Source organism: Flexivirga sp. B27, from assembly GCF_052905685.1.
Genome location: NZ_JBPYUM010000001.1, coordinates 359,140 through 386,078, shown reverse-complemented (window position 1 = coordinate 386,078; position 26,939 = coordinate 359,140). Strand labels below are relative to the sequence as shown.

Genomic DNA, 26,939 nt, shown 5'->3' with positions numbered 1-26,939 from the left:
TGAGGGGCTTTCGGGCGAGTATGTCGCGACCGTCACGAGTTACTCGCGGTGTGCCACTGCCTGGCTCAGACTGCGACGGGCTGCGGCACCTCGGTCAGCCGCAACGGCGTCTGGGGGAGCCGGTGGGCGCGCACCGCGTTGGCGAGGATCCGGGACACCACCATGGCCAGCGCCCACAGGACGAAGAACGGCGCGATCGAGGTCTCGTGCAGTTGGTGGTTCATCATGAACTCGCCGAGGTGGTCACGGAAACCCAGGTTGTGCTCGGCCTCCCACACGAAGAGAAGTCGTGCGCCGGCGACAGCCAGCCACGTCGCGGCGAAACCGACGCCGCAGACGGTCATCACCGTGCCCGTCGTGGTGTCTCGCTCGACTCGGGTGAAGACGGTTGCGATCGCTCCGCAGACCACGCCGAGCCCGAGGCCGACGGCATACAGCCAGAGTTCGGAGCTGTCGGTCGGCAGACCACGCAGGTAGAAGAAGCCGACACCGACGACGGTCAGCAGCGGTCGCACCATCGAGTGCGTCGTGAGTGCCCGACGCCCGTACTGGGTGATGAGCATCAGCGCGGTGATCCCGCCGCTGATGAGAAGTGCCTGCTGGAAGTCCGACATCGGGTGTGCCTTTCGGGTGTTTGAAGTCCTGCTCGGTGATGACTTCAAGCATCCAGATTTCCGGGCACCAGCGGATCGACCCAGGGGTGGATCCAGGGGTGGAGACCGGGTGGAGATGCGTCTCCACCCAGAGCGCCGTTATGCCGGGTCGGACCAGCCGGTGAGCCGCCAACCGTCGGAGCGCAGCTCGGTCTCGGCAAAGGCACAATTGGCGAATTGCCTTGGGGTGACGCCGGGTTCGAAGGTCAGCAGATTGCGTATGGCGAGCGTGAGTATGCCGCCGTGTGCGACGACCAGCACCGTCTCGCCGGGATGCATGTCGGCGATGTCATCCAGCACCGACTGCGCACGAGCCACCACGTCGGCACCCGTCTCGCCACCGGGAACGCGCGCCGACAGGTCGCCGTCGAGCCAGCTGGTGAAGGTCTCGACGAAGGGGTCGGTGTCACGCACGACATCGGTGAAATCGCCGACACTGAACTCCTGCAGGTCAAGGCGAGTGGTCACGTCGGCGTCCAGGCGAGCGGCGACGATCTCCGCCGTCTGCACCGCACGGGCCATCGTGCTGGTGTAGATCTGGGTGATCTGGCGACCGTGCAGTCGACCGGCGAGAGCCGCGGCCTGTGCCCGGCCCTCCCGGGTGAGCGAGCCGCCTTCACCGGACCAGGTGTCCGCTTCGTATGCCGCCGCACCGTGCCTGGCAAGCAGCACGGTCGCCGGGCAGTGCAGCATCGTCACAGCGGGGTCCCGGCAGCGACGCCGGCGCGAACTGCACTGAGGTAGTTGGCGATCCGACCGATGGCTTCGGTGAGCAGATCGACGTCCGGCAGGGTGACGAGCCGGAAGTGATCGGACTCGAACCAGTTGAACCCGGTGCCGTGGGTGACGAGGATCTTCTCCGCGCGCAACAGGTCGATGACGAACTGTTGGTCGTCCTCGATCGGGTAGACCTCGGGATCCAGCCGCGGGAAGCAATAGAGCGCGCCGCGTGGCTTGACGCAGCTGACGCCGGGGATCTCGTTGAGCAACCGCCACGCCGTCATCGACTGCTCGTAGAACCGCCCGCCGGGGCCGATGAGTTCGTTGATCGACTGGTAGCCACCGAGTGCGGTCTGGATGGCGTGCTGTCCCGGGACGTTGGCGCACATGCGCATGTTTGCCAGCAGCGTCAGACCTTCGAGGAAATCGGCTGCGATGTGCTTCGGGCCGGAGACCATCAGCCAGCCGGCGCGGTAGCCGCACGAACGGTAGGCCTTGGACAGACCGCTGAAGGTCAGGCACAGCACGTCGTCCCCGGCGAAGGTTGCCGCGTGATGGTGCACGGCGTCGTCGAAGAGGATCTTCTCGTAGATCTCGTCGACCATCAGGACCAGATCGTGCCGTCGTGCGAGATCGACCAGGCCGCGCACGGTCTCCTCGGAGTAGACCGCGCCTGTCGGGTTGTTGGGGTTGATCACGACCAAGGCGTGCGTGTTGTCGGTGATCTTGGCCTCGATGTCGGCCAGATCGGGGTTCCAGTCGTTCGCCTCGTCGCACCGGTAGTGCACCGGCGTGCCACCTGCGAGCGAGACCGCCCCGGTCCACAGCGGGTAGTCCGGGGCCGGGATGAGGATCTCGTTGCCGTCGTCGACGAACGCCTGCAGCACCATGCTGATCAGCTCGGACACACCGTTGCCGATGAAGACGTCCTCGACGGTGGTGTCGGTCAGGCCGTGCGACTGGTAGTAGTGCGCGACCGCGGTGCGGGCCGAGTAGATGCCGCGGCTGTCGCTGTAGCCCTGTGACTGCGGCAGGTTGTGGATCATGTCCCGCAGCACGGCGTCGGGCGCCTCGAAGCCGAACGGTGCGGTGTTGCCGATGTTCAGCTTCAGGATGCGGTGGCCCTGCGCCTCCAGCTTCTCCGCCTCGGTGAGGATCGGCCCGCGGACGTCATACCGGACGTGCTGGAGCTTCTTGGACTGTTTGATGGGCCGCACGCCGTCCAGTTTCCCACGGCGATGCCGGGACCGCCGGGGCGGTGAGTCCCGACACGCCACGTGCGGCATACATCGTCCGCACGGTGAGATGGATCGGTCAGTGCGCGCCGGGTGCCTTGCGATTGCCGTCGCTGTCGAAGGCGTATGCCGGGAGCTGCTGCAGCACCAACTGGTTGCCGTCCGGGTCGGTCACGTAGAGGAAGCGTCCCCAGGGCTGTTCGTCGACCGGTTCGACCTCGACGCCATGTGCGGTGAGCTCCTCGAGCGCGGCATCCGCGTCGTCGATCACGAACATCACGCCTTGTTGGGTGCCCGGCTGCATGTGCACCACGCCCTCACCCATCACGATCGAGCACGCCGACCCAGGGGGAGTCAGTTGGACGAAGCGGATCTCCGGGGTCGGTCGCTGGTCGAAGTCGGCGTGGAAACCGAGCTGGTCGGTGTAGAAGGCCTTGGCGCGATCCACGTCGGTGACGGGCATCGGCACGACTTCGAGCTTGAAATCCATGATGGTCCTCCAGATCGGGTGAGCGCTCCGGTCGAAGCTGGTCACACGCTAGAAGTCGCAGCGGACAGAACCTGTCCGCTGCGGTCATGCGACCTGGCCAGGGGACTGGATCTCGAGCGTCGAGCCACGGGCGGTCTTGCACACCCGGATCTGTGCCGGGATGCGGGTGCGCAACTCGGGAACGTGGCTGACGATGCCGACGTTGCGGCCACCTGCGCGCAGTCCGTCGAGCACGTCGAGCACCTGCTCCAGGCTGTCCTCGTCCAGCGATCCGAATCCCTCGTCGACGAGCAGCGTCTCCAGTCGCCGGCCGCCTGCTGCCTCCAGCACGGCGTCACCGAGTCCGAGGGCCAGTGCGAGGGAAGCGATGAACGACTCGCCACCGGACAGGGTCGATGTGTCGCGGGTGGTGCCGGTCCAGGCGTCGCGGACCCGCAGCCCGAGGCCGCTCTTGCTGCCACGCGCGGCGCGCTCGTCGGTGTGCTCGAGCTGATAGCGCCCGTCGGTCATCGACTGCAACCGTTCGTTGGCCAGTGTCGTGACCGACTCCAGCCGCGCCGCGAGCACGTATGCCGTCAGGCGCATCCGCATCGTGTTGTCGCCGGCTCCGGCCACTGCCGCGGCCAGGGAGGTGGCGGTGGCCAGCTGCTGTTGCAGCGGCGCAGTGCGGTCGTCATGCGCAGCCAGCTCCGTGGCGATCTGTTGCAGCCTCTCGTGTGCCCGGCGCAGATCGCCGACGGCGTCGCGTGCGGTGCGTGCGGTGCGCTCGGCGACAGCGACCTGGCCGGTGAGCTCGTCGACCGTGGCCGGGGCTGCTGCCTCCGCGGCTGCGACGTCGGACTGCTCCAGCACGCCGGTGGCCTTGGCCTCCTCGGTGCGGACGCTCGCACTGAAGCTGCGCAGCTTTTGCTGCTCGGCCTCCGACAGAGTTGCCTGCGAGACCGCTGCGGCATCGTCGAAGCCGCACTCGGCAAGTAGCTCGGCCAGCTCGTGGCCGGCTGAATCGACCTCTGCAGCGGCCGTGTGCTCGGCTGTTGCGGCCGCCCGCAGACGGTCCAAGTGCTCGACGCACGCGGCGTGGATGCTCGCGGTCTCGGCCAGGGCGCCCAGGGCGGTGGCGTCGGGGGCGGCCGCGTCAGGATCCGCCACGTCTGGATCAGCCAGGTCAAGCGCGGGCGAGCAGCCGCACGAGGTCTGATGGGCGCGGGCGATCTCCGCCAGTCGGGACATGGCCGCCTCGATCTGCGCCTCCAGCGACGCCAACCGGGCCTCGCCGAGCCGCACCGCCTCCGCTGCGTCCGCTCCGGCCTGTTGAGCACGATCACGCTCGGCGCGGAACGCAAGGCACTGATCGTCGAGGAGTTGCAGCTGCTGGACCGCCTCCGCCCCGCGCGCGACGTGATCACCCACCACCTCGCGGGCGGCTGCGACCCGCTCGGCCAGCGAGACGAGCGCACCGGCAAGCGCCTGGTCGAACCCCGCGGAGGGCACGCCGCCCTCATCGGACGGACCTGACGTCTCGGGAACGTCACCGAGTGCGGCCGTCATCAGGTGGCGATCGGGCTCGACGTCGTTCGCCAACTCCGCTCGGACGGCTGCCACCGCGTCCGTGTCCTGATCGTCCGTGCCCCGTTCTTCGGTGCTGTCGGGGCTGACGCGTGCCAGAGCGTCGACAGCGGCGCGGCAGGTCACCTGCGCCCGGCCGACGTGCGCGGACCAGGCTGCGCCGACGGCAGCAGCCTGCTCCGCAGCAGTCCGCGCGTTGTCCTCAGCAGCGTCGACCTGGTCGGCGTCGACCTGATTGTCGGCTGAGGCAGCAGGAGCCGGGTGATCGGTGGATCCACAGACGGGACAAGGAATTTCGTCCTCGAGGTCACTCGCGAGCTCGGCCGCAATGCCGGTCAGTCGAGCGTTGCGCAGACGCAGGACCTCAGCCTCCGCGGCTGCCCACGCTCGTTGCTTGCGGCGGTGCTCCCGCTCGGAGCGTTGCGCCGCGTCGACGTTGCGTGCGGCGTCGTGCAGCGACTCCGCAGCCTGATCGATGTCGACGAGCAGCCGCTGCCACTCGGCGTGCGATGTGGCGTCCGGTTGCAGTGCCGAGCGACGCTCCTCGAGCTGGGTGAGCTGGGTGTCCGCGGCGTCGAGCGCGCTGCGCCGGTGATCGGCGTCCGTGCGCGCCGCCGCGAGATCTGCGGTCGCGGACTGCACCTCGGCGTCCAGGACACGAACCTGGCGCAAGAGCTCGGGTTGGCCGGCGAGTGCCTCGGTGCCGGCAGCCGCCCGCTCCACCAGGGGAGCGAGCGCGGTCTCGGACAGTCCGTGCGCGGCGTGCGGCTCGGGCACCGACCAGTTGCTGACACGGGCTAGGCCGGCACGGTGATCGGCGACGACTCGCCGCGCCTGCTCGTGGGTATGGCGCCGCCGCTCATCAGCCGCAACAGCCGGAGCGCAACGCTGTGCGCGAGCCGCTGCGGCCAGGGACTCCTCGGCATCGGCCAACTCCGGAGCCTGTGCCGCGACCTGCTCCAGGGTGCGTCGTGCGCCGCGCGCCAGACCTTGCAGCTTGGCCAGCGACCGCTGCGCCGCAAGTTGGGAGCGCAACCGCTCGAGAGCGCCGGCGGTGTCGTCGGCGACGGTGAGTGCTTCGGTCAACTGGTCGGACAGCCGCTCGGTGAGTCCGTGCAGCACCGGCAGCGACTCCGCGTCGTCGTCCAGCTCCCAGCTCGCCTCCGCGGCCGGGTCTTGCGTGACCACCTCACCGAGCGTCTCCCGGGCACGGGAGATCAGCATCGCACGGTCGGCTCGCGCCTGAATGTCCTTTGCTTCCAATGATTTCCGGTGATCGAGCAGCCATTGCTCGACGGCGGCGAAATCGCTGATGTCGAAGAGGCGCTCCAGCAGCTTCCCGCGGTCGTCCGGCTTGGCGCGCAGGAAGGCGGTGAACTCGCCCTGCGGGAGCAGCATCACCTGCGCGAACTGGGTGAGCCCCATCCCGAGCAGGTCGCCGATCGCCTGCGCGACCTCGTCATTGCGGGTGCTCACGGTCTCCCAGCCGGCGCTGCCCCGCTCCTCGAGCACGACGCTGCCGCGTTGGGTGCGGGTGCCGCTGCCGCGCTTCTTGGCGACCTGGTGCTCCGGTGAGCGACGCAAACGCAGCCGACGTCCGCCCACGCCGAACTCGAGCTCAACCTCGGGACGGTCGGTCGCGGCGGCATGGTCGCTGTGCAACGTGTCGCGACCTTGCATGCGGCCGCCGGGCACGCCAGCGAAGAGCGCGAAGCAGATGGCGTCGAGGATGCTGGTCTTGCCCGCGCCGGTCGGCCCGTGGATCAGGTGGAGGCCGCCCGCCGTCAGGGAGTCGAAGTCGATCGACTCGGTGCCGGCGAACGGACCGAAAGCCTGCAGTCGCAGCCGGTGCAGCCTCATGCGTCACCCCGGCTGCTCATGCCACACCCGTCCGGTCGACGGTGTGGACCCGCTCCGGCCCGTCGTGTCCGGCTCGTGCCACGCGGGTCTGCTCCACGGCCTGCTGCAGCAACTGGCGCTCCGCCTCGGTCGCTGCGGCACCGCCGCGTGTGTGCTCCAGGAAGTCACAACACAGGTCGAAGGTGTCCTTGCCGGCCACCCGCCGGGTGTAGCCGCCGGGACGCAATGTCGTGGCCGGCTGGTCGAAGAGCAGTTGCAGGGTGTGCGGGAAGCGGCGTCGCAGGCGGTCCATCGCGCCGAGCGGCCGCGTGGCATCGGTCAGGGTGACCTGGCACCAGGCGTCCTCGGCGTGGCCGAGGTCGGGGTCTGCGAGGAGGTCCTCGAGCGTGCCACGCAAGGTCACCAGCTCGCGGCCGACGGGTGCGTCGATCAGTGTGCTGCGCACCGCGGGTTGGTCGTGCCCGCTCGTCGTATGTCCATCCACTTCGAGCAGCACCGAACTCTTGCGGTGACCGGCCTCGGAGAAGGACATCGCGACCGGCGAGCCGCTGTAGCGCCCGACCTCGCCGACCTGCTGCGCACGGTGCAGGTGACCGAGTGCGGCATACGTGATGCCGTTGAAGGTGGAGGCGGGGACCGCGCTGACGCCGCCGACGGTGATGTCTCGCTCGGACTCACAGGTCGCCGAGCCGACGACGAAGGCGTGCGCCATCACGATGCCCGGCAGGCCGCGATCGGCCAGGTCGGTGTGCACCCGCCGCATGGCGGCCCGCAGCACACCGGCGTGGGTGGCTTCCGACGCGTCGAGCGTCCCTGCCACGAGGGTGGGTTCGAGGTAGGGCAGGGGGTAGATGGCCACGTCGTCCAGCAGCACCGGGGTGCCGACCGACTCGGCCTGCGTGCGGATGTGGACGCCGCCCTGCTCCAGCACCCGCGAGCCGAAACCGAGGCGCACAGCTGAGTCGTGGTTGCCGGCCGAGAGCACCACCTGGGCTCCCGCGTCGCGCAGCCGGACGAGCGCCTCGTCGAGCAACTCCACACTGGCCGGGCCGGGGAGCGCGCGGTCGTAGATGTCACCGGAGACCAGGACGGCGTCGACGCGCTCGGACCGCACGACCTCCACGAGGTGGTCGAGGTATGTCGCCTGCGCATCCAACAGCGAGACACCGTGGAAGGAGCGTCCCAGGTGCCAGTCGGAGGTGTGGATCAAGCGCATGCTTGCACAGTAAGAGCCACCACCGACACCACCGCGCACCACACCCGGCGTGTGGCACATCGCGCGCTCGAGGGACGCACGAGGATGCGGTTGGAGGAACCCACCGGAAGCCGTGCCTGCGATTTACCGCCGGATGACCCGAGAATGTGCGACTGTGTCGTCACGCTGGTTCCCCGAGGAGGCTTGGTCTCATGGGCAAGGATGTCGCCGCCACGTCATACACGCGCGAGCAACGGCAGCGTTATCGCGAGAAGGTGCGCCAGGACCTGGATGTCTTCGAGCGGATGCTGCACACGCACAGCTTCGATTTCGAGCGCCAGCTGACCGGCATGGAGGTCGAGCTCAATCTGGTCGGTGACGACCTGCAGCCGGCCATGACCAACACCGCCGTGCTGGCGAGCATCGCTGACGAGGACTATCAGACCGAGCTCGGGCAATACAACATCGAGCTCAACGTCAGTCCGCGGCCGCTGCCCGGTGACTCCGCGCTGCAACTGGAGAAGGACCTGCGCGAGAGCCTGAATCGTGCTGAGGCACAGGCAAACGCGGCAGGTGCCCAGATCGCGATGATCGGGATCCTGCCGACGCTGATGCCCGAGCACTTCAGCACCGAGTGGATGAGCGCGAACGCCCGCTACGCGGCTCTCAACGAGGCGATCTTCTCGGCCCGCGGCGAGGACATCTTCATCGACATCGAAGGCGGCACGGGTGAGCGGCTGGCGATGTATGCCGACTCCATCGCTCCCGAATCCGCTTGCACCTCAGTGCAATTGCACCTGCAGGTGCAGCCGCACCGGTTCGCCGACCACTGGAATGCCGCGCAGGCGTTGTCGGCCATCCAGCTGGCGATCGGTGCGAACTCGCCATACTTCTTCGGCAAGGAGCTGTGGCACGAGAGCCGCATCCCGTTGTTCGAGCAGGCGACCGACACGCGTGCCATCGAGTTGAAGAATCAGGGCGTGCGTCCGCGGGTGTGGTTCGGGGAGCGCTGGATCACCTCGATCTTCGACCTGTTCGAGGAGAACGTCCGCTACTTCCCGTCGCTGCTGCCGGAGTCCACCGACGAGGACCCCGTCGCCGTCTTCGAGGCCGGCGACGCGCCACAGCTGGCCGAGCTGCGGCTGCACAACGGCACGGTCTACCGATGGAACCGACCGATCTACGACATTGTCGACGGCAAGCCGCATCTGCGCGTCGAGAACCGTGTGTTGCCAGCGGGACCCACGATCATCGACGGTATGGCGAACAGCGCCTTCTACTACGGCGTCGCGCGAACGCTCGCCGACTCGGATCGTCCGGTCTGGACCCGGATGAGCTTCTCGGCCGCGGAGGAGAACTTCGCCAACTGCGCCCGGCGCGGCATCGAGGCGAAGGTCTACTGGCCGGGTTTCGGCGAGGTGCAGGCCGACGAGTTGGCGCACCGGCACCTGCTGCCGATGGCCGACGAAGGGCTGCGGTCATGGGGTGTGGCCACCGAGGTGCGTGACCGCTACCTCGGCGTCATCGCCGAGCGCTGCCGCACCGGCCAGAACGGCGCGTCATGGCAGATCGACTGCGTGCGAAGGCTGGAGGAGAAGGGCAAGGATCGCGCACATGCGTTGCAGGAGATGCTGCGCCGATACCTCGAGCTGATGCACGCGGGTGAGCCGGTGCACACCTGGGAGTTGCCGTAACGCAAGCTTATCGAGTAGCCGGCGAGGAACGAGCCGGCGTATCGAGATCACCCCGCGAGGTCGCCTCCGGTGTTCCAGCGCTGGATGCACGGGGTGCCGTGATAGAAGCCGAGTGACGACAGGGAGCCGGCGTTGAGGATGAGCTGCGCGCCCATGCGCGGCTCCTGACGCAGGAAGATGGCGGCGAAGATCCGCAGGGAGTGACCGTGCGCGACAAGCGCCACATTGCCCACTTCCATGATGGGCACGACGCGGCGCACCACGTGACTGACGCGCGCGGCGACATCCTCGACGGTCTCGCCGGGGGTGTCGCCCGGTTCGACCCCGTCGGCGAAGATCTCCCAGGACGGGTCGCCGAGCTGCTCGCGGATCTGCGGCGTCGAAAGTCCTTCGTAGGCACCGTAATCCCACTCGCGCAGGTCCTCGTCGATGCGCGGATCGGACAGCCCGGCCAGCTCGGCGGTGCGCCGAGCACGCTGCATCGGACTGCAGAACGACGCGACGACATCCAGCTCGCGGACCTGGTCGCGCAGACTGCGCGCGTCCGCCTCGCCCTCGGGCAGCAGCGGGATGTCCGTCGTGCCGGTGTGCCGGCCGTTGCGCGACCACTCGGTCGCACCGTGCCGGATCAGGAAGATGCTGTGGTCGGAGTGCGCGCTCACGTCTCTCACGGTACTGGCAAGGTGGGTGTATGACGACTCAGCCATCCGACGCTCATCGCGCCGTCACAGTCACTCGCACCTCGTCGGGGAAGTTCCGTGCCACGAACCAACGCGGCGGCACCATGGATTTCGGCAGCGGTGGCGACGACCAGTTCACCCCGGTCGAGCTGCTGCTGGCCGCGATCGCCGGCTGCACCGGCATTGATGTCGACATCCTGACTTCGCGCAGGGGTGAGCCGACACGGTTCGAGGTCACGGCCGAGGGCGACAAGGTGCGCGATGACCAGGGCAACCACATGGGCCCGATCGACATCACGTTCCACGTCGACTTCGCCGAAGGCACCGAAGGGGACGCCGCACGCGGTGTGCTGCCGGACGCGATCCGCAAGTCGCACGAGCGGTTGTGCACCGTCAGCCGGACGGTGATGCTGCCGACCGAAGTCACCTCGCACGAGGGCTAGCAGCATGCCGCGGCACATCGTGTTCCTTCGGGCGGTCAACGTCGGAGGTCGTTGGATCAAGATGCAACGGCTCCGAGAAGTCTTGGCGGACAACGGTTTCGACGAAGTCGAAACACACATTCAGAGCGGCAACGTGCGCGTCACCTCGACAATGCGCAGCGCCGCGAAGGTCGCGGCATCGCTGGAGAAGTTGCTCGAGGGGGAGTTCGGTTTCGCCATACCGTGCATCGTGCGCAGCCCGCAGCAACTGCGCGCGGTGGCCGACCACGCCGATGCCCTGGCCGATCCGCTGGACGGCGCGACGCTGCGGCGCTATGTCACCTTCTTCCGTGATCCCCCGCCGGCGGAGCGCGCAGCAGAGCTGGCGGAGTGGGATGTCGCGGGGGAGCGTCTGCACCCCAACGGCAGCGAATTGCACTGGTGGCTGGGCAAATCGAGCCACGAGGCGAAGGTCTCCAATGCGGTGCTGGAACGGGGCGGCCTGGTCGCGACGACGCGTGACCTGAAGGTTGTCCGGACTCTCGTGGACAAGTGGTCGTAATCCAGCGGCGGACGTGGTCGCGGGAGCCTCGACGTCGTACGGTGGCGGCATGGCTCGCTACTTCGACGTGCACCCCGAGGACCCTCAGCCGCGCAGCATCGCGCAGGCCGTGCAGATCCTGCGTGACGGCGGTCTGATTGCTTACCCGACCGACTCGTGCTTCGCGCTCGGCTGCACACTCGGCAACCGGGACGGCCGCGACCGGATTGTGCGCATCCGGCAACTGAACGACAAGCACAACTTCACCTTGATGTGCCGCGATTTCGCGCAGTTGGGACAGCTGGTGCACATCGACAACCGGGTGTTCCGTGCCATCAAGGCGGCGACACCGGGCGCCTACACGTTCATCCTCCCGGCCACCTCCGAGGTGCCGCACCGCCTGCAGCAGCGCAAGAAGAAGACCGTCGGGGTCCGCATCAGCACGCACCCCGTGGCTCGTGCGCTGGTCGCCGAGCTCGGCGAGCCGATCATGACCAGCACCCTGCTGCTCCCGGATGAGGAGGAGCCGATGACCGACGGCTGGCAGGTGAAGGAGACGCTGGACCACCAGGTCGACGCCGTCGTCGACTCAGGGGAGTGCGGCATTGAGCCCACCACCGTCGTCGATTTCTCCGCCGGGTATGCCGAGGTGACCCGCATCGGCGCGGGTGATCCCGAGCCGTTCGAGGCGTGAGCGATCCACACCCGGTCGGACAGCTGCTGCGGGAGGCGGCGTTCGGGTCGCCACCGCGTGCCGACGGCTCCTGGTCGCGCCAACTCCCTTGGACTCCAGGGTTGTTCGGCATCATCACGTTCACCGGACACGCCGTCCTGTGTGTGTCCGAGCAATGGTCGGACGCGGACTTGGCCCGCCTCGACCCGGACGGATTCGGGGGCGCGGCGGATCCGCGCGTAGTCGTCGCACTGGCCGGCCGGGACGGCTGGATCGACAGTCTGGACCTCGTCCTGGCAGCTCCGGGCCTCGGTGGGACGCCGCGCCTGCTGCAACCTCGACCGGACCTGGCCGACGAGCCACGGGCCCGACGAGCGGCGTCATTGCGCACCGACGTGCGCGTGCACGGGGCCGCAGCGGGTGATGATGCATTGGTCGTGATCGGACGCGGCATCGGCGGGCTGCCGGAGCTGAGCGTCGAGATCGCCCCGCAGGCTCGGGGCGAAGGGCTCGCCCGGAAGCTGATAGCGGATGCACGGCACCTGGTTGCGCCGGACGACGTCCTGCTGGTGTCGGTCGCACCCGGCAACGTTGCCAGTCTGCGCGCGACGATCGCGGCCGGATTCCGTCCTGTCGCCGGTGTCCAGCTGTTTCGTCCGGAGGTTGACGGTGGCTGAGGCGCAGAGCGATCCGGTCGGCGCGGCCGTCGCTCACGTGGCGCAGCGCTCGAGCGGGAATGCGCTCGATCCGACACTTCGGGTGACCTGCAGTTTCCATCCGGACCGCTGGGCCGCGCCTGGCGCGACAGAGACGGTGATCGAACGACTCGCCCGCGAGGGCGTCTACCGGTCCCAATTCGTCACCGGCACCAGCAACGGTGGCCTGACCGCGTTTCCGGGAGGTAACCGATTCCGTTGGGAGAGCGCGCTGTTCGGCGGGGTGTATGACGATGCCGACCCGGATCTGCGGCCGAAGTACGGCGCGCTGAATCACCGCCGTCGGAGCACGGGTGCGTCACCGCGGTTCGGGTCGTCATACATCCGGCTGGCTGCACACACGCTGGAGCGCACCACGTTCTGCTACCCGGACAGCTTCGACAACCCGACGGATTTCGGTGTCGCACAATCATGTTCACTTGCTGTTCTGGCGGACTCCGACGGTCGAGACCTGCTGGACGACTATGTCGAGGCGCACGTCCACGGACACATCGAGCTGGCCACAGACGTCGAGGCGCTCGTGCTGGACCCGAGCTATAAGGGGACCGCCGTCGAGGAGGCCGCCGACGGTTTGGGTTGCCCGGTCGAGTGGCACGAAGGTTTCGTCGCCGAGTTGTCCGACGTGCAACGGCACCCGGACTTCCGAGGTGCCGAGATCGTCGAGCTGGCAACGAAATGCGCCGTCGACGGACGCCTCACCCCACGTCTGGTCGGGGATGTCGCACGCACCGGCAAGCACGACCGGCAGGCGGTCAAGCAGGTCTGGCACTACACGGCACGGTTCGGCACCGCGGAGGGCCGGGCAACCGCGCCCCGATGATGAGGGTCGCCGGACCTAGAGTTGGACCATGACTCGTGCACTCGTGGTGACTCAGCCCGGCGACCGCAGCGTCCTGCAGGTGCAGGACACCGACGTGGCGCCGCCCGCGCCCGGTGAGGTGCAGATCCGAGTGGCAGCGGCCGGTGTCAACTTCATCGACGTCTACAAACGGCAGGGCGTCTATCCGATCCCGACGCCGTTCGTCCTCGGCGAGGAGGGCGCGGGCACCGTCGAGGCGGTCGGCTCCGACGTGACCGACCTGGCGGTCGGCAACAAGGTCGCTTGGGCAGGGCAGCCGGCAAGTGCCGCCGAGGTGGCGAATATTGCTGCGGCACAGGTGGTTCCAGTGCCCGACGGTCTGGATCTCGACATCGCAGCTGCAGCGATGCTGCAGGGCATGACGGCGCACTACCTGGTCAACTCGACCTGGCCGGTGCAGGAAGGACAGATTGCCCTCGTGCACGCCGCAGCCGGGGGAGTGGGGCAGCTGCTCGTTCAGCTGATCACCGGCAAGGGCGCGTCCGTCATCGCGACCGCAGGCAGCGCCGAAAAGCTCCAGATCGCAGCGGACCTCGGCGCTGCGCACACCATCAACTACCGGGACTTCTCCGGTGACGCACTCGCCGAGGAAGTCCGCAGGATCGCCGGTCGCGGCGTCGATGTCGCGTATGACGGAGTCGGTCGCGCGACCTTCGACGCATCGCTGAAGTCGTTGCGCCCGCGTGGGATGGGCGTGCTCTTCGGCGGTGCCAGCGGTCAGGTCGAGCCCCTCGACCTGCAGGTGCTCAACCGGCTCGGCTCGCTCTTCGTGACCCGGCCGACCCTTGCGTCATACCTGCTGGACCGGGAGGAGCTCCTCTGGCGAGCCGGCGACATCCTCGGGCAGCTCGCCAACGGCAGCCTGAGGCTGCAAGTGGGCGCGAAGTTCGCGCTCGATGACGCGGCCTCGGCATACGAAGCGCTCGAAGGGCGTCAGACGACCGGCAAGCTGCTGCTGATCCCCTGACGCTCACCGTCTCGCCACGGTCAGGTGAACACTTCGCCGTCACGATTTGGTGCATATATAGAAGACGCATATAGTTTTCGGTGGTTCTGCTGCCCATCCATGTGCACAAGGAGTGAAGAGTGAGTCAGCCTGCGGCCGCCGAGACGCACCGGCCATCCATGTTCAACCAACCGAAGGCGGTGTATGCCGTCGCCTTCGCCTGTGTGGTGTCCTTCATGGGCATCGGACTGGTTGATCCGATCCTGCCGGCGATCTCCGAGCAGCTGGATGCGACGCCGAGCCAGGTGACGCTGCTGTTCACCAGCTACCTCGTGGTCACGGCGGTAGCGATGCTGGTCACGAACGCCGTCTCCAGTCGGATCGGTGCGAAGAAGACCCTGATCGCCGGCCTGGCGCTCATCGTGATCTTCGCGGCACTCGCCGGTGCGGCCGGCTCGATCAACGGCATCGTCGGCTTCCGCGCCGGATGGGGCCTCGGCAACGCGCTGTTCATCGCAACGTCCCTGGCGGTCATCGTGTCGTCCGCGACGGGTGGCTTCGCCGGCGCGATCATCCTCTACGAGACGGCCCTCGGTGTCGGCATCGCGTGTGGTCCGCTGCTGGGTGGCCTGCTGGGTGAAATGTCGTGGCGCGGTCCGTTCTTCGGCGTTTCCGTGCTGATGCTGGTCGCGCTGATCGCGACGGTGTTCTTCCTGCCGGACACTCCGAAACCCAAGACGCACACGTCGGTGCTTGCTCCGCTGAAGGCACTGACCCACCGCGGGCTGCTGACGATGGGCATCGCCGCACTCTTCTACAACTGGGCGTTCTTCACGATGCTCGGTTACGCGCCGTTCCCGATGAAGCTCTCGGCGATCCAGCTCGGCTTCGTCTTCTTCGGCTGGGGGATCCTGGTCGCCGTGTTCGCGGTCTTCGGTGCGCCCCGCCTGCAGCGACGTTTCGGCACCGCGCAGACGTTGTATGTCGCCCTGACGCTCTTCGCCGTCGACCTGGCGATCATTGCCATCTGGCCGACGCAGCGCACCGTGCTGATCGTCGCGGTGATCGCAGCGGGCATCTTCATCGGCATCAACAACACGCTGACGACGCAGGCCGTGATGGTCATCTCCCCGGTGGAGCGTCCGGTCGCGTCAGCGGCATACGGCTTCGTCCGGTTCATCGGTGGCGGTCTTGCGCCATTCGTCGCGGGCAAGCTGGTGGAGCACTTCAACCTCCATGTCCCGTTCGCTCTCGCGGCGGTGACGGCTCTGTTGGCCGTCGCGATGCTCAGCACTGCACACCGCACCCTGGTCGCGGCGGACAAGGGCATGGACGAGGAGGGGCACCACGTCGAAGGCGCCGACGCGACTGAGGAGATCTCGGGTGAGGTCGGCGACGAATTCGGTGGCGCCGCAGGCGCTTTGGACGACTACGAGCGCGAGGAGGAGCGGCACGCCGACCCGGTGCGTTGATCCCCGACGGTCGGGCTGCTGACCGGGGCATGTCATGAGAAGCTGAAGGCATGGCAACTTCTTCGACTCCATTGACCGAGCAGGACATCGAACTTCTCCGCAAGGAGTTCGATGCCCGCTCGGTCAATCGTTTGTTCCAGAACGCGGTGACCGGCAACCCGATCACCGAAGTCGCTCTCGACCGCTCGGTGATGACCCGCATCGACCGGTCGATGTCCCATCGACTCGACAAGTGGCCGGTCACCAACCAGAAGAAGAGCGGCCGGTGCTGGATGTTCGCCGGCCTCAACCTGCTGCGCGCCGGCGTCATGGACAAGCTCGGCGTCAAGGACTTCGAGCTGTCGCAGAACTACCCGCTCTTCTGGGACAAGCTCGAGCGCTGCAACTACTTCCTGCAGTCGATGGTCGAGTTGGCCGATCGTCCGTCGGACGACCGCACCCTGTCGTTCGTGCTCGAGGACGTCATGGGCGACGGCGGGCAGTGGAACATGTTCGCTGCGTTGGTCACCAAGCACGGAGTCGTCCCGCAGTCGGTGATGCCGGAGACCGAGTCCTCGTCCAACACCTCGGCGATGAACAAGAACCTCCGCAGCCTGCTGCGGGAGGCCGCTCGCGACATACGCGCCGCCGACGGTGCGGCCGCGATCGAGGAGATCCGCTCGCAGGTGATGTCCGCCGCCTACCGGATCCTCGCGATCCACCTGGGCACACCGCCGACCGAGTTCGAGTGGCAGTGGACCGACGACGAGGGCGAGTTCCACCGCGACGGCACGATGACGCCTGCGGAGTTCCGCGACCGCTACCTGTCGATCGACGTCAACGACTACGTCTGCCTCGTCGACGACCCGCGTCCCAGCAGCCCGCGCGGTCGCACCTTCACCGTCGATCACCTGGGCAGCATCGTCGGGGGAGCGCCGGTGCGTTACCTCAACGTCCCGTCCGAGACGCTGAAATCCCTTGCCGCCGAAGCGATCAAGTCCGGTGAGCCGGTCTGGTTCGGGTGCGATGTCGGTCAGATGATGGAGCGGGAGACCGGTGTCTGGGATGCCGGGCTCTATGACTTCGAGGGTGTCTATGACACGCGGTTCGAGCTCGACAAGGCGGCTCGCCTGGAGTTCCACGAGACGCTGATGACGCACGCGATGCTGCTCACCGGTGTGGACCTGGACGGCGACACCCCTCGCAAGTGGCGGGTCGAGAACTCCTGGGGCGACGAGAAGGCCGACAAGGGCTTCTACACGATGAACGATTCCTGGTTCGGCGAATACGTCTTCGAGATCGCTGCGCGGCGCGACCAGTTGCCCGCCGAGTTGCAGGCCGCAGTCGACGCAGACCCGATCGTGCTCCCGGCGTGGGACCCGATGGGTTCGCTTGCATGAGCACGCCGGCTGGCGCGGCTGAGCCGACGCTGCACCGGTTCGCCTCGTTCGACGGTGCCCAGCTCGTATGGCGCGAGCTGGGCGCCGGCCGGCCGGTGGTGCTGATCCACGGTTTCGTGTCCAACGCGCTCACCAACTGGATCCGCTACGGACACGCGAAGACCGTTGCCGACAAAGGCTTTCGGGTGATCATGCCGGACCTGCGCGGGCATGGTGACAGTGCGCAACCGCACGACGCGGCGGCATACCCGCCGGACGTGTTGGCGATGGACGGAGCGGCCCTGATCGAGCACCTGGGGCTGACCGACTACGACCTGGGCGGCTACTCGCTGGGCGCACACACCGCCGTGCGGATGGTGCTGCGCGGCGCAACTCCGGCGCGGCTGATCACCGCGGGCATGGGTCTGGACGGCATCGAGAACCTCAAGACACGCGACGAGGTCTACGAGACCGCGTTCGACCTCGACCGGTCAGTCGACAAGCGGTCGGCAGCGGGCAAGGCGCGCATCTTCATGCGACAGACCGGCTCGGACCCGGTCGCCCTGCGCGGCGTATGGCGCTCCAGCGTGCGCACGGATCCCGCTGAGCTGTCTGCGATTTCGCAACCCCTACTGGCGATCTGCGGTGCGCAGGACACCGACCATCGGGAGGGTGCCGAGCGGCTCGCCGCTGCCGTCCCGCACGGCAGCTTCGCGGAGATCCCGGGCAATCACATGAGCGCAGTTGCCGACCGCGCACTCGGCCGGACGATCGCGGACTGGCTGGCGTCGTAGCTCCGGGCGAGGGGCCACGAACACCACGCGCCCAGCTGCCAAGGACCCTGTGAAGGACGCTGTGCGTGTGCTCGCTTCGCGTGGCGCATCAGGCGAGCGCGAGGAACACTTTCTCCAGCTTCTTGGTGTCCACGCTGTCGCGGCCACCCTCGGCCAGGCAGCGTTCGAGCCCGGTTGCGACGAGGGCGTACCCGCCCCTGCTGACCGCCTTGCTGACCGCCGCCAGCTGGGTGAGGGCGTCCTCGCACTCGGCTCCGTCCTCGAGCATGCGGATCACGGACGCAAGGTGTCCGTTGGCCCGCTTGAGGCGGGTGATGATCGCGGTGATCTCGTCAGGCTCTAGTTGCATCACTGTCTCTCCGGTCGCTGGTCAACGCATTCATCATCCCTGACAGTCGCGTCCGTGCCTCACCGGCGACGCCGGCGAGCCGAGGGCTGAAATCGGTCATCACGGCGGGGTCGAAGACCTCGACGACGCTGTCGGCTCCGTCGGCGGCGACCACCACGTTGCACGGCAGCAGGGTCGCGACTCGCGGATCCGCATCGAGGGCCTGGTGGGCGAGCGACGGATTGCAAGCACCCAGGATGATGCGCGGCTCGACCTCGACGCCGAGCTTGGCGCGAAGTGTGGCGGCCATGTCGATCTCGGTCAACACGCCGAACCCGGCGTCCGCGAGCACTTCGCGGACGCGAGTGACGGTCTCGTCGTACGGCTGCGCGACCGAGACACGCATCGTGAAGTCATTCATCTCAATCCTCTCCTCGTGTGATTTGCATATCCCCCTGGGGGGATATCTATAGTATCTCACATCCCCCCAGGGGGTTAGGAGAGAAACGATGAGGCTCAGTCGATCGACACCGGACGCACCGGACGCAATACACCGCACCGACGGCGCCGCCGGCGCCGAGTCGCCGCCCGGACCGTTGGGCCGGCTTGGCCTCGCAGTGCTCGGCCACGCACGAATCACGCTCGTGTTGTGGATGCTCATCGTGCTCGGACTCGGCGTCTTCGCGCCTCGGGTCGAGGCGTCCTTGTCCGGAGCGGGCTGGCAGGCCAGTGGTTCGGAGTCGGTGGCCGCCCGACAACTCGCGCAGGAGCACTTCGGCGGGAACGCCAGCTCCGCGTTGCAAGTGGTGATTCACAGCGAGGACGCACCGCTCACCTCGCCGCAGGGGCAGCGGATCACCGGTCAGGTGGAGCAAGCTCTGCGTGGCGATCACCGGATCGCCACAGTGATCGCTCCGGAGCCCGGCGCGACGCTCAGCGAGGACGGGCACACGGCCATCGTGATCGGCGGCGCCGGCGCCGATACGAACGACATGGTTCGTGCGGCCGTGGACCTGAAGCCCGAACTCACCGCGCTGTCCGGCGACGGTGTTCAGGTCACGCCGACCGGGGCGTCCCAGCTGTGGGCCGACTTCAACGCGGCGAACCTCGACGCGATGCTGCAGTCGGAGATGCTCTCGTGGCCGGTCACGCTGGCGATCCTGGTCCTCGCCTTCGGTGCACTGGTCGCCGCGGGCCTGCCACTGCTGCTGACCCTGGCCGGTCTCGTGGCGTCGGCCGGTTCGCTGGTGCTGATCAATGCCTTGGTGCCCGTGTCCATCTGGGCCATGAACTTCGCGATGATGTTCGCCCTCGCCCTAGGCATCGACTACGCACTCTTCCTCGTCGTCCGTTACCGGGCCGCTCGCGCAGTCCCCGGCAGCACCCGGGAACGTGCCGTCGCCGAAACCATGGACACCGCGGGTAAGGCCGTGCTGCTGTCCGGTCTGACGGTGCTGGTCGCCTTGTCGGCGGTGGAGATCGTGCCGTCACCGGCCTTCCGGTCGATGGCCGGCGGGATCATGCTGGCCGTCGTCTTCGTGCTGGCCGCGACCCTGACCCTGCTACCTCTCGTGCTCGGCAAACTCGACACCCGGATCAACAAACTGGCGCTGCCGTGGTCGCGAGTCACCGAGCATCGGTCACCTGCCTTCGAGAAGTGGGGCGAGCGACTGTGGCGTCGGCCCGTGGCGTATGGCGCAGCCGCGCTGATCGTGCTCGTGGCCCTCGCCGCACCGATCGCCGGTCTGCGGACGGCGATGCCCTCGATCAAGGTGCTTCCCGCGGACGCACCCGCCCGGGTCGGCTACGACCGTGTCCAATCGGCGTTCGGGCCGGGCGCACCCGGCATGCTCCAAGTCGTCGCTCCCGCGGCGGAAGCCGATACCGCCGCGGCGGCCGTCGCCGCCGACCACGGGATCGCGGCAACCCTTCCTGCCCAGCCGTCCACCGACGGCACGCCATACCGGGTGATCCAGGCGATGCCGAAGACCGACCCGTCCGATCCCGGTCTGAAACAGACCGTCGACCGGCTGCGCCAAAACCTCCCTCAGGGAGCAGTCGTCGGAGGGGCCGCCGTGGAGAACCTCGATCTGAAGAACCAGCTCGACCGATCCACTCCGTGGGTCATCGGCATCGTGCTGGCGCTCGGCTTCGTGCTGCTGCTGATCGCCCTCCAGGCCCCGCTGATCGCGCTGCTCGGCACGCTGGTGAGTTTGCTGTCGACAGCCGCCGCCTTCGGTGTCGCACGCCTGATTTTCCAGGACGGTCACCTCAGCGGACTGTTCGGTTTCGAGCCGCAGGGTTTCCTCGACGCGTGGGCTCCGGTGTTCTTCTTCGCGATGATCTTCGCCGTCGCGATGGACTACACGGTCTTCCTGCTCGCCTCGGCGAAGGAGCACTGGGAGAAATCGAAGAGCCCGCATGACGCCATGGTCGGAGCAGTCGCGCAGTCCGGACGCGTCATCTTCGCCGCGGGAGCCGTCATGGTCGCGGTCTTCTTCACCTTCTCGCTGTCCGGCCCACTGCCGCCGAAGGAGATGGGCGTCATCCTCGGGGTCGCGGTCCTGCTCGACGCATTCCTGGTGCGCCTGGTCCTGCTTCCTGTCCTGCTGCGCCTGACCGGCCGGGCCGCCTGGGCGTGTCCGACCTGGCTGCGCCGGATCCTGCCCACCATCCGCTTCTCGCACTGAACAACCAACCGCACGAAGGAGATTCATGCCATGACCGATCACAGTCCGCACGGCAAAGCCACCCTGCACGAGCTCGCTCCGCTCCATCGCGAGCTGCGTCACGCGATACCCGATGTCTATCGAGGATTCGGGCAACTGTCGGCGGCGGCGTTCGCCGACGGTGCGCTGGACCGGAGAACCAAGGAGCTGATCGCGCTGGCGATCGGGGTGGTCGAAGGATGCGATGGCTGCATCGCTTCTCACGGACAGTCGGCGGCACGCGCAGGCGCAACACGACAGGAAGCCGCCGAAGCCATCGGTGTCACCTTCCTGATGCACGGCGGACCCGCCACCGTCCACGGCGCGCGAGCGTACGACGCGTTCTGCGAGTTCGCCGACGCACTCGAATCCGGCGAGCAGCCGGCCTGACACCGAGGAGGATCCATCATGTGCCGACCGACCCGTTGCAAACGCTGCGGCAAGACCACCTGGACCGGATGCGGTGCTCACGTCGAGAACGTGCGCGCGAGAGTCCCGGAGGCGGACTGGTGCCCCGGCCACCCGGAGAAGACCCAGCCCGAGCGGAGAGGCTTCCGACGGCTGCTGGGTAGGTGAGCGGTAGCGTCACTGTCGTGTTCGGTCACGCGGCTGTCGTCCGCTATTTGAGGCGGACTGTCTATCCCGTTCCTTCAGCAGAGCCGGTCGACGTCGGGGATGGTGCAGAGATCATTCGAACGCCGGGTCCCGAGCCTGCTTTCGCCCTGCACACGCCGCCCGTCACGGGGCGCACCGTTGTCTACTTCCACGGCAACGCTCAACAACTCAGCGACGCCGGGCCGCTGATGGATGCTGTCGTGGCGACCGGACTCGGATTCGTGGCAGTGGAGTATCCCGGCTATGGACTCGCAGCCGATCAGCAGCCGAGCGAGTCCAGCTTGTATGCCGCAGCTGTCGCCATACTCGAGCACCTGCGCCGGGAGACCGGGCTCGAACCAGAACAGACCGTCCTGCTCGGGCACTCGCTGGGGACCGCGGTCGCCGTTGAGATGGCCACGCGAGGTTACGGCGGTCGTCTGGTCCTGTCGGCGCCCTTCACCTCCACTGCTGGCATGGTGCGGCATCATGCGCGCTTTGTGCCTGCCCGGTTGTTCACCGCGGGAGACCGGTTCGACAGTCTCGCCAAGGCGGGGCAGGTGGAGGTGCCCACACTGCTGATCCATGGAGCGGATGACGTGGTGGTGCCGACTCGGATGAGTGCTGCTCTGGCGGAGAACCTCCGGATCGCTCATCGGGTCGTCCTGCCCGGCCGTGGGCACAACGACCTGGGCGGGGCCATTTCGCAGGCGGCGATCCTCGCTGCGACAGAGGCGCCGGACCGCTGGGGCACCCTGACGAGCTTCAGCGACACGTAGTCGAGTAGTCGAACTGCTCCTGGCTCGGCCGAGTCCTTCCGACCGCCTGGCCACCCGCCCACACGCCGAGTGACGGCGAGATCGCCGACTGACGGCGCCATACAACCGTCGCTCGGCGAGGAAGCCGTCACTGGCCGATGTGGGGGACCTGAAGGGGGCCGGGCTTGGGCTGCGACTCGGGATCGCGCACGGGCGTGGTCGATGCGTGGTCGATTCGGTGATGCGCAGGCGTGCTGCTACTGTCTCCTTAACGAGAATGACTATCAATACGGATTCGGGGAAGCGAATGAAGTTGCGTTGGGCGGTCGCCGCTGTTGTGCCGCTGGTGGCACTCACCGGGTGTGGCTCGGATGCCAAGGGCACGGGGAACTCCGACGGTCGGATCGGAGTCGTGGCGAGCACCAACGTCTATGGCGACATCGTGAAGCAGGTCGGCGGCTCACACGTCCAGGTGACGTCGGTGCTCAGCGACCCCAACGTGGACCCGCACGGGTATGAGTCCAGCGCCAAGAACGCCGCGACCGTCTACGACGCAGAGCTGATCGTCGAGAACGGTCTGGGCTACGACAGCTTCATGGACGAGCTGACCTCGTCCGCGGACTCCCGGAAGCAGACGGTCATCACCGCTGCGAAGGTGCTCGGCGTGAGTGGCGACGACGCCAACCCGCACCTTTGGTACGACGTCCCGAAGATGGCGAAGGTGGCGGACACCATCGCGAAGAAGCTCGGCACGATCGACGCGAGCCACGCCGCCGACTACCGCAAGAACGCCGCGAAGTTCACCAAGTCATTGCAGCCGGTGGAGAAGGTGATGCAGTCGATCAGGACGAAGGACGACGGCGCGAAGATCGCCTACACCGAGCGGGTCGCGGGCTACCTCCTCGCCGACGCCGGTCTGCAGCTCGGCATACCGGCCGGCTTCCCTCGAGCGGTGGAGGAGGGCGACGACCCGAGTCCGGGCGATACTGTTGCCTTCGACAAAGCCCTGCAGAAGCACGCGGTCCGAGCGCTGATCTACAACAGCCAGGTCACCGACAAGCAGACCGAGCAACTGAAGCACCAGGCGACGTCGGCCGGTGTGCCACTGGTCGCGGTCACCGAGACCATGCCGAAGAAGAGCAGTAGCTACCAGGCATGGCAGCTGAAGCAGGTCAAGCAACTACGAGCCGCTCTGGAGAAGTCTGCATGAAGGACGAAGCCACCGACGCGACGGTGATCGCCTTCCGGGGTGCCACCCTGACCCTCGGTGGACGGACCCTGTGGTCCGGCCTCGATCTGGACATCCAGGCGGGTGAGTTCGTCGCGATCCTCGGCCCGAACGGAGCCGGCAAGACAACCCTGTTACGCGCATTGCTCGGGCTGCAGGAGCTGTCCGGTGGCTCGGTGACGGTCGCGGGCAGGAAGCCACTGCGCGGCAGTTCGGACGTCGGCTACATCCCGCAGCAGAAGATCTTCGACGGCGACCTCGGACTGCGCGGCCGTGACCTGGTCGCGCTCGGCGCGGACGGGCACCGCTTCGGCCGCCCCTGGGCGAGTGCATCGGTCCGCGCCGCCACTGACGCGATGGTCCAGGCAGTGGGTGCGTCGTCATACGCCGACGCACCGGTGGGCAAACTCTCCGGCGGCGAGCAGCAGCGGCTGCGCATCGCCCAGGCGTTGATGAGCGACCCCAAGGTGTTGCTGTGCGACGAGCCGCTCACCTCACTGGATCTGCGGCATCAGGAAGGCGTCCTCGAGCTGCTCGATGCCCGACGGCGGTCCTCACGCACAGCCGTCGTGATGGTCACGCACGAGATCAACCCGATCCTGCCCTACGTCGATCGCATCATCTATCTCGTGGGCGGCAACTGGGCGGTCGGCACACCCGACGAAGTGCTCACCACCGAGCAGTTGTCCGGCCTGTATGGCGCACCCGTCGACGTTCTCCGCGTCCGCGGGCGGGTCATCGTGGTCGGCGGTGGCGAGACACCGGAGCAGTCGCATCACTGCGGGCCTGCCGAGGTGGCCGTCTCGTGAGCAACCTGACGGAGATGCTGCACTACCCGTTCGCCCAACACGCCCTCATTGCAGCCACCCTGATCGCCCTGACGTGCGGTCTGGTCGCCCCGTTCGTCGTCATGCGTGACATGGCGTTCGCGGTGCACGGCACGGCGGAGCTTTCCTTCCCGACCGCAGTCGCGGGGTTGCTGATCGCCGGCGACGCGGTCGGTGGCGCGCTTGTCGGATCCCTTGTGGTGGCAACGGCATTCGCGCTGCTGGGCCGACGGCGCAGCGAGAGCAATACGGCGATCGGAGTCGTGCTCGCCTTCGGTCTCGGGCTCGGTGTCTTCCTGCTGAGTTTCTACGACGGCTTCTCGTCGGCAGCCACCAATATCCTCTTCGGATCACTCGTGTCGGCCTCGACGCGGGACATCGTGATCCTCGGTGTGCTCTCGGTCCTGGTGGTGATCACCATGGTGGTGATCTTCCGCCCACTGCTGTTCGCGTCGGTCGACCCGGCCGTGGCGATCGCGCGTGGAGTGCCGGTGCACCGGCTGGGGCTGGTCTTCCTGGTCCTGCTGGCGCTGACCGTCACCGAGGCGGCGCAGGTCGTTGGCACCCTGCTGGTGCTCAGCCTCGCGATCACTCCGGCCGCCGCAGCCCGCCGGTGGACCGCGAATCCCATTGCGTTCACTGCGCTTTCGGTCGTGTTCGCGCTGGTGGCCGCTGACGGCGGGTTCCTGCTGAGCCTCGCCCTGAGTGACACCGACATCAAGGCGAGCGTGCTCATCTGCTTCGTGAGCTTCGCGATCTATGCGGTGTCGTTCGCGGCGGGCCTGGTCCGTCGGGATGCCCGACCTGCGGGTGTGGCAGCGGCTACTTGATGCCGGTGCCGGCGATGCCCTGCACGATCTGTCGCTGGAAGAGCAGGAACACCACCAAGAGCGGCAGCGCTCCGAGCACCGCGGTGGCCATCAGCTGTGCGTAGAGCAGGCCGAAACCGCCGGACACGGTCGCCATACCGACCGGGATCGTCATCTGGTCGACGTTGCTGAGTGCGAGCAGCGGCCACAGGAAGTTGTTCCAGCTGGTGACGAAGGTGAAGATCGCGACGGCGGCGACAGCCGGGCGGCACAGCGGCAGGCAGACCCGCCAGTAGATGCCGAACCACGACGCACCGTCGATGCGTGCGGCATCGACGAGCTCACGCGGCAGCCCGCTGAAGAAAGACTCGAAGATGAAGACCGCCACCGGTGCGGCGGCCGCCGGAAGCACCATCGCCCAGTAGGTGTTGAGCAGGTGAATCCCCTGCACGATCTGGTAGAGCGGCAGCACGAGGATCTGGCCGGGGATCAGCAGCCCGGCCAGCACCAGCGCGATGAGCCCGCCTCGGCCGGAGAAGCGGGTCTGGGCGAGCGCGAAGCCGATCATCGAGGTCACCAGCAGCGTCAGCACGACGGTCAGGACCGCGATGATGAGGCTGTTGAGATACCAGGTCAGGATCGGCGTGTTGTCGATGACCTTGCTGTAGGCGTCCAGCGAAAAGTTGGAGCTCCACCAGCTCGTCGGGTGCGCCGCGATCTCACCCTCCGGCTTCAGCGAGGTGTCCACCGCAAACAGCAGCGGGATCGCCCAGATGACGGCGAAGACGCCCAGCACGAGCACGGAGAAGATCTTGAAGCCGCGCGACCGGCCGTTGTAGTCCAGTGCGTTCGTCGTCATGCGCCGACTCCTTTGTTGGACTGACGACGCAGGAAGAACCACACGACCGAGACCACGGCCACGATCACGAAGTAGACGATCGTCGCGGCGGAGGCGTAACCGGCTCGGTAGTCGGAGAACCCGATGTCGTAGATGTATTCCATGACCGGCCTGGTCGACGTGCCCGGGCCACCGCCGGTCATCAGATACATCTGGTTGAAGACCTGCAGGCTGGCGATGATCTGCAGCATGGTGACCAGCACGATCGTGGGCCGCAACAGCGGCAGCGTGACCGACCGCAGCGTGCGCGTCGGGCTGCTCCCGTCGACCGCTGCCGCCTCGTAGACGTCGGTCGGGATGTCCTGCAGTCCGGCGAGGAACAACACGAAGTTGAAGCCGAGCGTCCACCACACGGTCAGCGCGGCCACCGAGATGAATGCCCACTTGGTCTCGCCGAGCAGGTTCGGCGGCGTCATCCCGAGCTTGTCGATCCAGTGGGGGATCAGCCCGATGTCACCGGCATACAGCCAGGTGAAGATCATCGTCACCGACGTGACCGGGAGCACGAAGGGAGCGAAGAAGATGAAGCGCACCAACGCTTTTCCGTGCCGAACACGCTCGGCGAGGATCGCGAAGAGGAATGCGAGGATCACCAGCGGCGGGGTGGTCAGGACCGTGAACCAGACCGTGTGGCCCATCGAGGACCAGAAGTCGGAGCTGGTGAAGATGTCGCGGTAGTTGTCCAGCCCGACGGACTCGCCGAGCCCGGGTTTGACCGACGTGGCATTGAAGAAGCTCATGACCAGGCCGTAGACCGCCGGTCCGATGAGGAAGAGGACGTAGAGCACCAGGAAGGGCACACTGAGCGCCCACCCCGCGCGGTTCTCGTCCGAGCCGCCGCCGCGCCGCCTGCCCGTTGTGGGACGAGCTTCGGTGAACGCGCCGTCGTCGATGATCGTGGTCGCCATGTATTCC

The 26,939-nt window shown here is 67.4% G+C and carries 27 protein-coding genes; 16 read left to right on the top strand and 11 right to left on the bottom strand.

The features are described from left to right. Nucleotides 1-65: 65 nt before the first annotated feature. The 6 genes from ACSZL9_RS01850 to ACSZL9_RS01825 all read right to left on the bottom strand — a co-directional run bounded on the left by ACSZL9_RS01850 (nucleotide 66) and on the right by ACSZL9_RS01825 (nucleotide 7,740). The gene (locus tag ACSZL9_RS01850; protein ID WP_446663759.1) at nucleotides 66-614 is read right to left on the bottom strand and encodes a hypothetical protein; all 549 of its coding nucleotides are present in this window, start codon (nucleotides 612-614) and stop codon (nucleotides 66-68) included. A gap of 138 nt (nucleotides 615-752) precedes the next feature. Beyond that, nucleotides 753-1,346, bottom strand: a complete 594-nt coding sequence (locus ACSZL9_RS01845) for a histidine phosphatase family protein (RefSeq protein ID WP_446665094.1) — start codon at nucleotides 1,344-1,346, stop codon at nucleotides 753-755. A gap of 2 nt (nucleotides 1,347-1,348) precedes the next feature. Continuing rightward, nucleotides 1,349-2,590 (bottom strand): pyridoxal phosphate-dependent aminotransferase, encoded by a 1,242-nt coding sequence (locus ACSZL9_RS01840; RefSeq protein ID WP_446663758.1) that lies wholly within the window; start codon nucleotides 2,588-2,590, stop codon nucleotides 1,349-1,351. Between the two features lie 97 nt (nucleotides 2,591-2,687). Next, on the bottom strand, nucleotides 2,688-3,098 hold the full coding sequence (locus ACSZL9_RS01835) for a glyoxalase superfamily protein (protein ID WP_446663757.1): 411 nt from the start codon (nucleotides 3,096-3,098) through the stop codon (nucleotides 2,688-2,690). An 84-nt stretch (nucleotides 3,099-3,182) separates the two neighbouring features. Further along, entirely contained in the window at nucleotides 3,183-6,524 is a 3,342-nt protein-coding gene (locus ACSZL9_RS01830; RefSeq protein ID WP_446663756.1) for an AAA family ATPase, read from the bottom strand. Between the two features lie 16 nt (nucleotides 6,525-6,540). Next, a complete protein-coding gene (locus ACSZL9_RS01825) occupies nucleotides 6,541-7,740 on the bottom strand; it encodes an exonuclease SbcCD subunit D (protein WP_446663755.1) in 1,200 nt (399 codons plus the stop codon). A 191-nt stretch (nucleotides 7,741-7,931) separates the two neighbouring features. Here ACSZL9_RS01825 and ACSZL9_RS01820 point away from each other — a divergent pair, with 191 nt between their 5' ends. Then, the gene (locus tag ACSZL9_RS01820; RefSeq protein WP_446663754.1) at nucleotides 7,932-9,413 is read left to right on the top strand and encodes a glutamate--cysteine ligase; all 1,482 of its coding nucleotides are present in this window, start codon (nucleotides 7,932-7,934) and stop codon (nucleotides 9,411-9,413) included. A 47-nt stretch (nucleotides 9,414-9,460) separates the two neighbouring features. Here ACSZL9_RS01820 and ACSZL9_RS01815 read toward each other — a convergent pair whose 3' ends face one another. After that, complete coding sequence (locus ACSZL9_RS01815) at nucleotides 9,461-10,075, bottom strand: histidine phosphatase family protein (RefSeq protein ID WP_446663753.1); 615 nt, start codon at nucleotides 10,073-10,075, stop codon at nucleotides 9,461-9,463. A 29-nt stretch (nucleotides 10,076-10,104) separates the two neighbouring features. On the opposite strand from ACSZL9_RS01815, the gene ACSZL9_RS01810 reads away from it, so the two are divergent. The 9 genes from ACSZL9_RS01810 to ACSZL9_RS01770 all read left to right on the top strand — a co-directional run bounded on the left by ACSZL9_RS01810 (nucleotide 10,105) and on the right by ACSZL9_RS01770 (nucleotide 17,874). Further along, a complete protein-coding gene (locus tag ACSZL9_RS01810) occupies nucleotides 10,105-10,536 on the top strand; it encodes an OsmC family protein (RefSeq protein WP_446663752.1) in 432 nt (143 codons plus the stop codon). 4 nt (nucleotides 10,537-10,540) lie between these two features. Then, complete coding sequence (locus ACSZL9_RS01805; RefSeq protein WP_446663751.1) at nucleotides 10,541-11,077, top strand: DUF1697 domain-containing protein; 537 nt, start codon at nucleotides 10,541-10,543, stop codon at nucleotides 11,075-11,077. Nucleotides 11,078-11,126: 49 nt separating this feature from the next. Next, a complete protein-coding gene (locus ACSZL9_RS01800; RefSeq protein ID WP_446663750.1) occupies nucleotides 11,127-11,750 on the top strand; it encodes an L-threonylcarbamoyladenylate synthase in 624 nt (207 codons plus the stop codon). Further along, complete coding sequence (locus ACSZL9_RS01795; RefSeq protein ID WP_446663749.1) at nucleotides 11,747-12,406, top strand: N-acetyltransferase; 660 nt, start codon at nucleotides 11,747-11,749, stop codon at nucleotides 12,404-12,406. Before ACSZL9_RS01800 ends, ACSZL9_RS01795 begins: the two co-directional genes overlap by 4 nt. Beyond that, entirely contained in the window at nucleotides 12,399-13,265 is an 867-nt protein-coding gene (locus ACSZL9_RS01790; protein ID WP_446663748.1) for a DUF3626 domain-containing protein, read from the top strand. Before ACSZL9_RS01795 ends, ACSZL9_RS01790 begins: the two co-directional genes overlap by 8 nt. A 28-nt stretch (nucleotides 13,266-13,293) precedes the next feature. Continuing rightward, the gene (locus tag ACSZL9_RS01785) at nucleotides 13,294-14,271 is read left to right on the top strand and encodes a quinone oxidoreductase family protein (RefSeq protein WP_446663747.1); all 978 of its coding nucleotides are present in this window, start codon (nucleotides 13,294-13,296) and stop codon (nucleotides 14,269-14,271) included. A 119-nt stretch (nucleotides 14,272-14,390) separates the two neighbouring features. Continuing rightward, nucleotides 14,391-15,722, top strand: a complete 1,332-nt coding sequence (locus ACSZL9_RS01780) for an MFS transporter (RefSeq protein WP_446663746.1) — start codon at nucleotides 14,391-14,393, stop codon at nucleotides 15,720-15,722. A gap of 50 nt (nucleotides 15,723-15,772) precedes the next feature. Further along, complete coding sequence (locus tag ACSZL9_RS01775; protein WP_446663745.1) at nucleotides 15,773-17,101, top strand: aminopeptidase C; 1,329 nt, start codon at nucleotides 15,773-15,775, stop codon at nucleotides 17,099-17,101. Then, complete coding sequence (locus ACSZL9_RS01770; RefSeq protein ID WP_446663744.1) at nucleotides 17,098-17,874, top strand: alpha/beta fold hydrolase; 777 nt, start codon at nucleotides 17,098-17,100, stop codon at nucleotides 17,872-17,874. The genes ACSZL9_RS01775 and ACSZL9_RS01770 overlap by 4 nt, the downstream gene beginning before the upstream one ends. An 88-nt stretch (nucleotides 17,875-17,962) precedes the next feature. Here ACSZL9_RS01770 and ACSZL9_RS01765 read toward each other — a convergent pair whose 3' ends face one another. Then, the gene (locus tag ACSZL9_RS01765; protein WP_446663743.1) at nucleotides 17,963-18,223 is read right to left on the bottom strand and encodes a metal-sensitive transcriptional regulator; all 261 of its coding nucleotides are present in this window, start codon (nucleotides 18,221-18,223) and stop codon (nucleotides 17,963-17,965) included. Beyond that, on the bottom strand, nucleotides 18,207-18,623 hold the full coding sequence (locus ACSZL9_RS01760; RefSeq protein ID WP_446663742.1) for a DUF302 domain-containing protein: 417 nt from the start codon (nucleotides 18,621-18,623) through the stop codon (nucleotides 18,207-18,209). The genes ACSZL9_RS01765 and ACSZL9_RS01760 overlap by 17 nt, the downstream gene beginning before the upstream one ends. 88 nt (nucleotides 18,624-18,711) lie before the next feature. Here ACSZL9_RS01760 and ACSZL9_RS01755 point away from each other — a divergent pair, with 88 nt between their 5' ends. The 6 genes from ACSZL9_RS01755 (at nucleotide 18,712) to ACSZL9_RS01730 (ending at nucleotide 25,147) form a co-directional block, all read left to right on the top strand. Next, nucleotides 18,712-20,892: an MMPL family transporter gene (locus ACSZL9_RS01755; protein ID WP_446663741.1), complete on the top strand. Its 2,181-nt coding sequence runs from the start codon at nucleotides 18,712-18,714 to the stop codon at nucleotides 20,890-20,892. 30 nt (nucleotides 20,893-20,922) lie between these two features. Next, nucleotides 20,923-21,300 carry a carboxymuconolactone decarboxylase family protein gene (locus ACSZL9_RS01750; RefSeq protein WP_446663740.1) on the top strand — a complete coding sequence of 126 codons (378 nt, stop codon included), beginning with the start codon at nucleotides 20,923-20,925 and terminating at the stop codon, nucleotides 21,298-21,300. A gap of 203 nt (nucleotides 21,301-21,503) precedes the next feature. Then, entirely contained in the window at nucleotides 21,504-22,283 is a 780-nt protein-coding gene (locus ACSZL9_RS01745; RefSeq protein ID WP_446663739.1) for an alpha/beta hydrolase, read from the top strand. A gap of 286 nt (nucleotides 22,284-22,569) precedes the next feature. Further along, the gene (locus ACSZL9_RS01740; protein WP_446663738.1) at nucleotides 22,570-23,472 is read left to right on the top strand and encodes a metal ABC transporter solute-binding protein, Zn/Mn family; all 903 of its coding nucleotides are present in this window, start codon (nucleotides 22,570-22,572) and stop codon (nucleotides 23,470-23,472) included. Further along, entirely contained in the window at nucleotides 23,469-24,299 is an 831-nt protein-coding gene (locus ACSZL9_RS01735) for a metal ABC transporter ATP-binding protein (protein ID WP_446663737.1), read from the top strand. The genes ACSZL9_RS01740 and ACSZL9_RS01735 overlap by 4 nt, the downstream gene beginning before the upstream one ends. Next, nucleotides 24,296-25,147 carry a metal ABC transporter permease gene (locus tag ACSZL9_RS01730; RefSeq protein WP_446663736.1) on the top strand — a complete coding sequence of 284 codons (852 nt, stop codon included), beginning with the start codon at nucleotides 24,296-24,298 and terminating at the stop codon, nucleotides 25,145-25,147. The genes ACSZL9_RS01735 and ACSZL9_RS01730 overlap by 4 nt, the downstream gene beginning before the upstream one ends. Here the strand turns inward: ACSZL9_RS01730 and ACSZL9_RS01725 are convergent. Next, nucleotides 25,140-25,985 (bottom strand): carbohydrate ABC transporter permease, encoded by an 846-nt coding sequence (locus ACSZL9_RS01725; RefSeq protein ID WP_446663735.1) that lies wholly within the window; start codon nucleotides 25,983-25,985, stop codon nucleotides 25,140-25,142. The two genes, ACSZL9_RS01730 and ACSZL9_RS01725, sit on opposite strands and share 8 nt — an antisense overlap. Further along, nucleotides 25,982-26,932, bottom strand: coding sequence for a carbohydrate ABC transporter permease (locus ACSZL9_RS01720; protein ID WP_446663734.1), 951 nt, complete (start codon nucleotides 26,930-26,932; stop codon nucleotides 25,982-25,984). The genes ACSZL9_RS01725 and ACSZL9_RS01720 overlap by 4 nt, the downstream gene beginning before the upstream one ends. Between the last annotated feature and the right edge of the window lie 7 nt (nucleotides 26,933-26,939).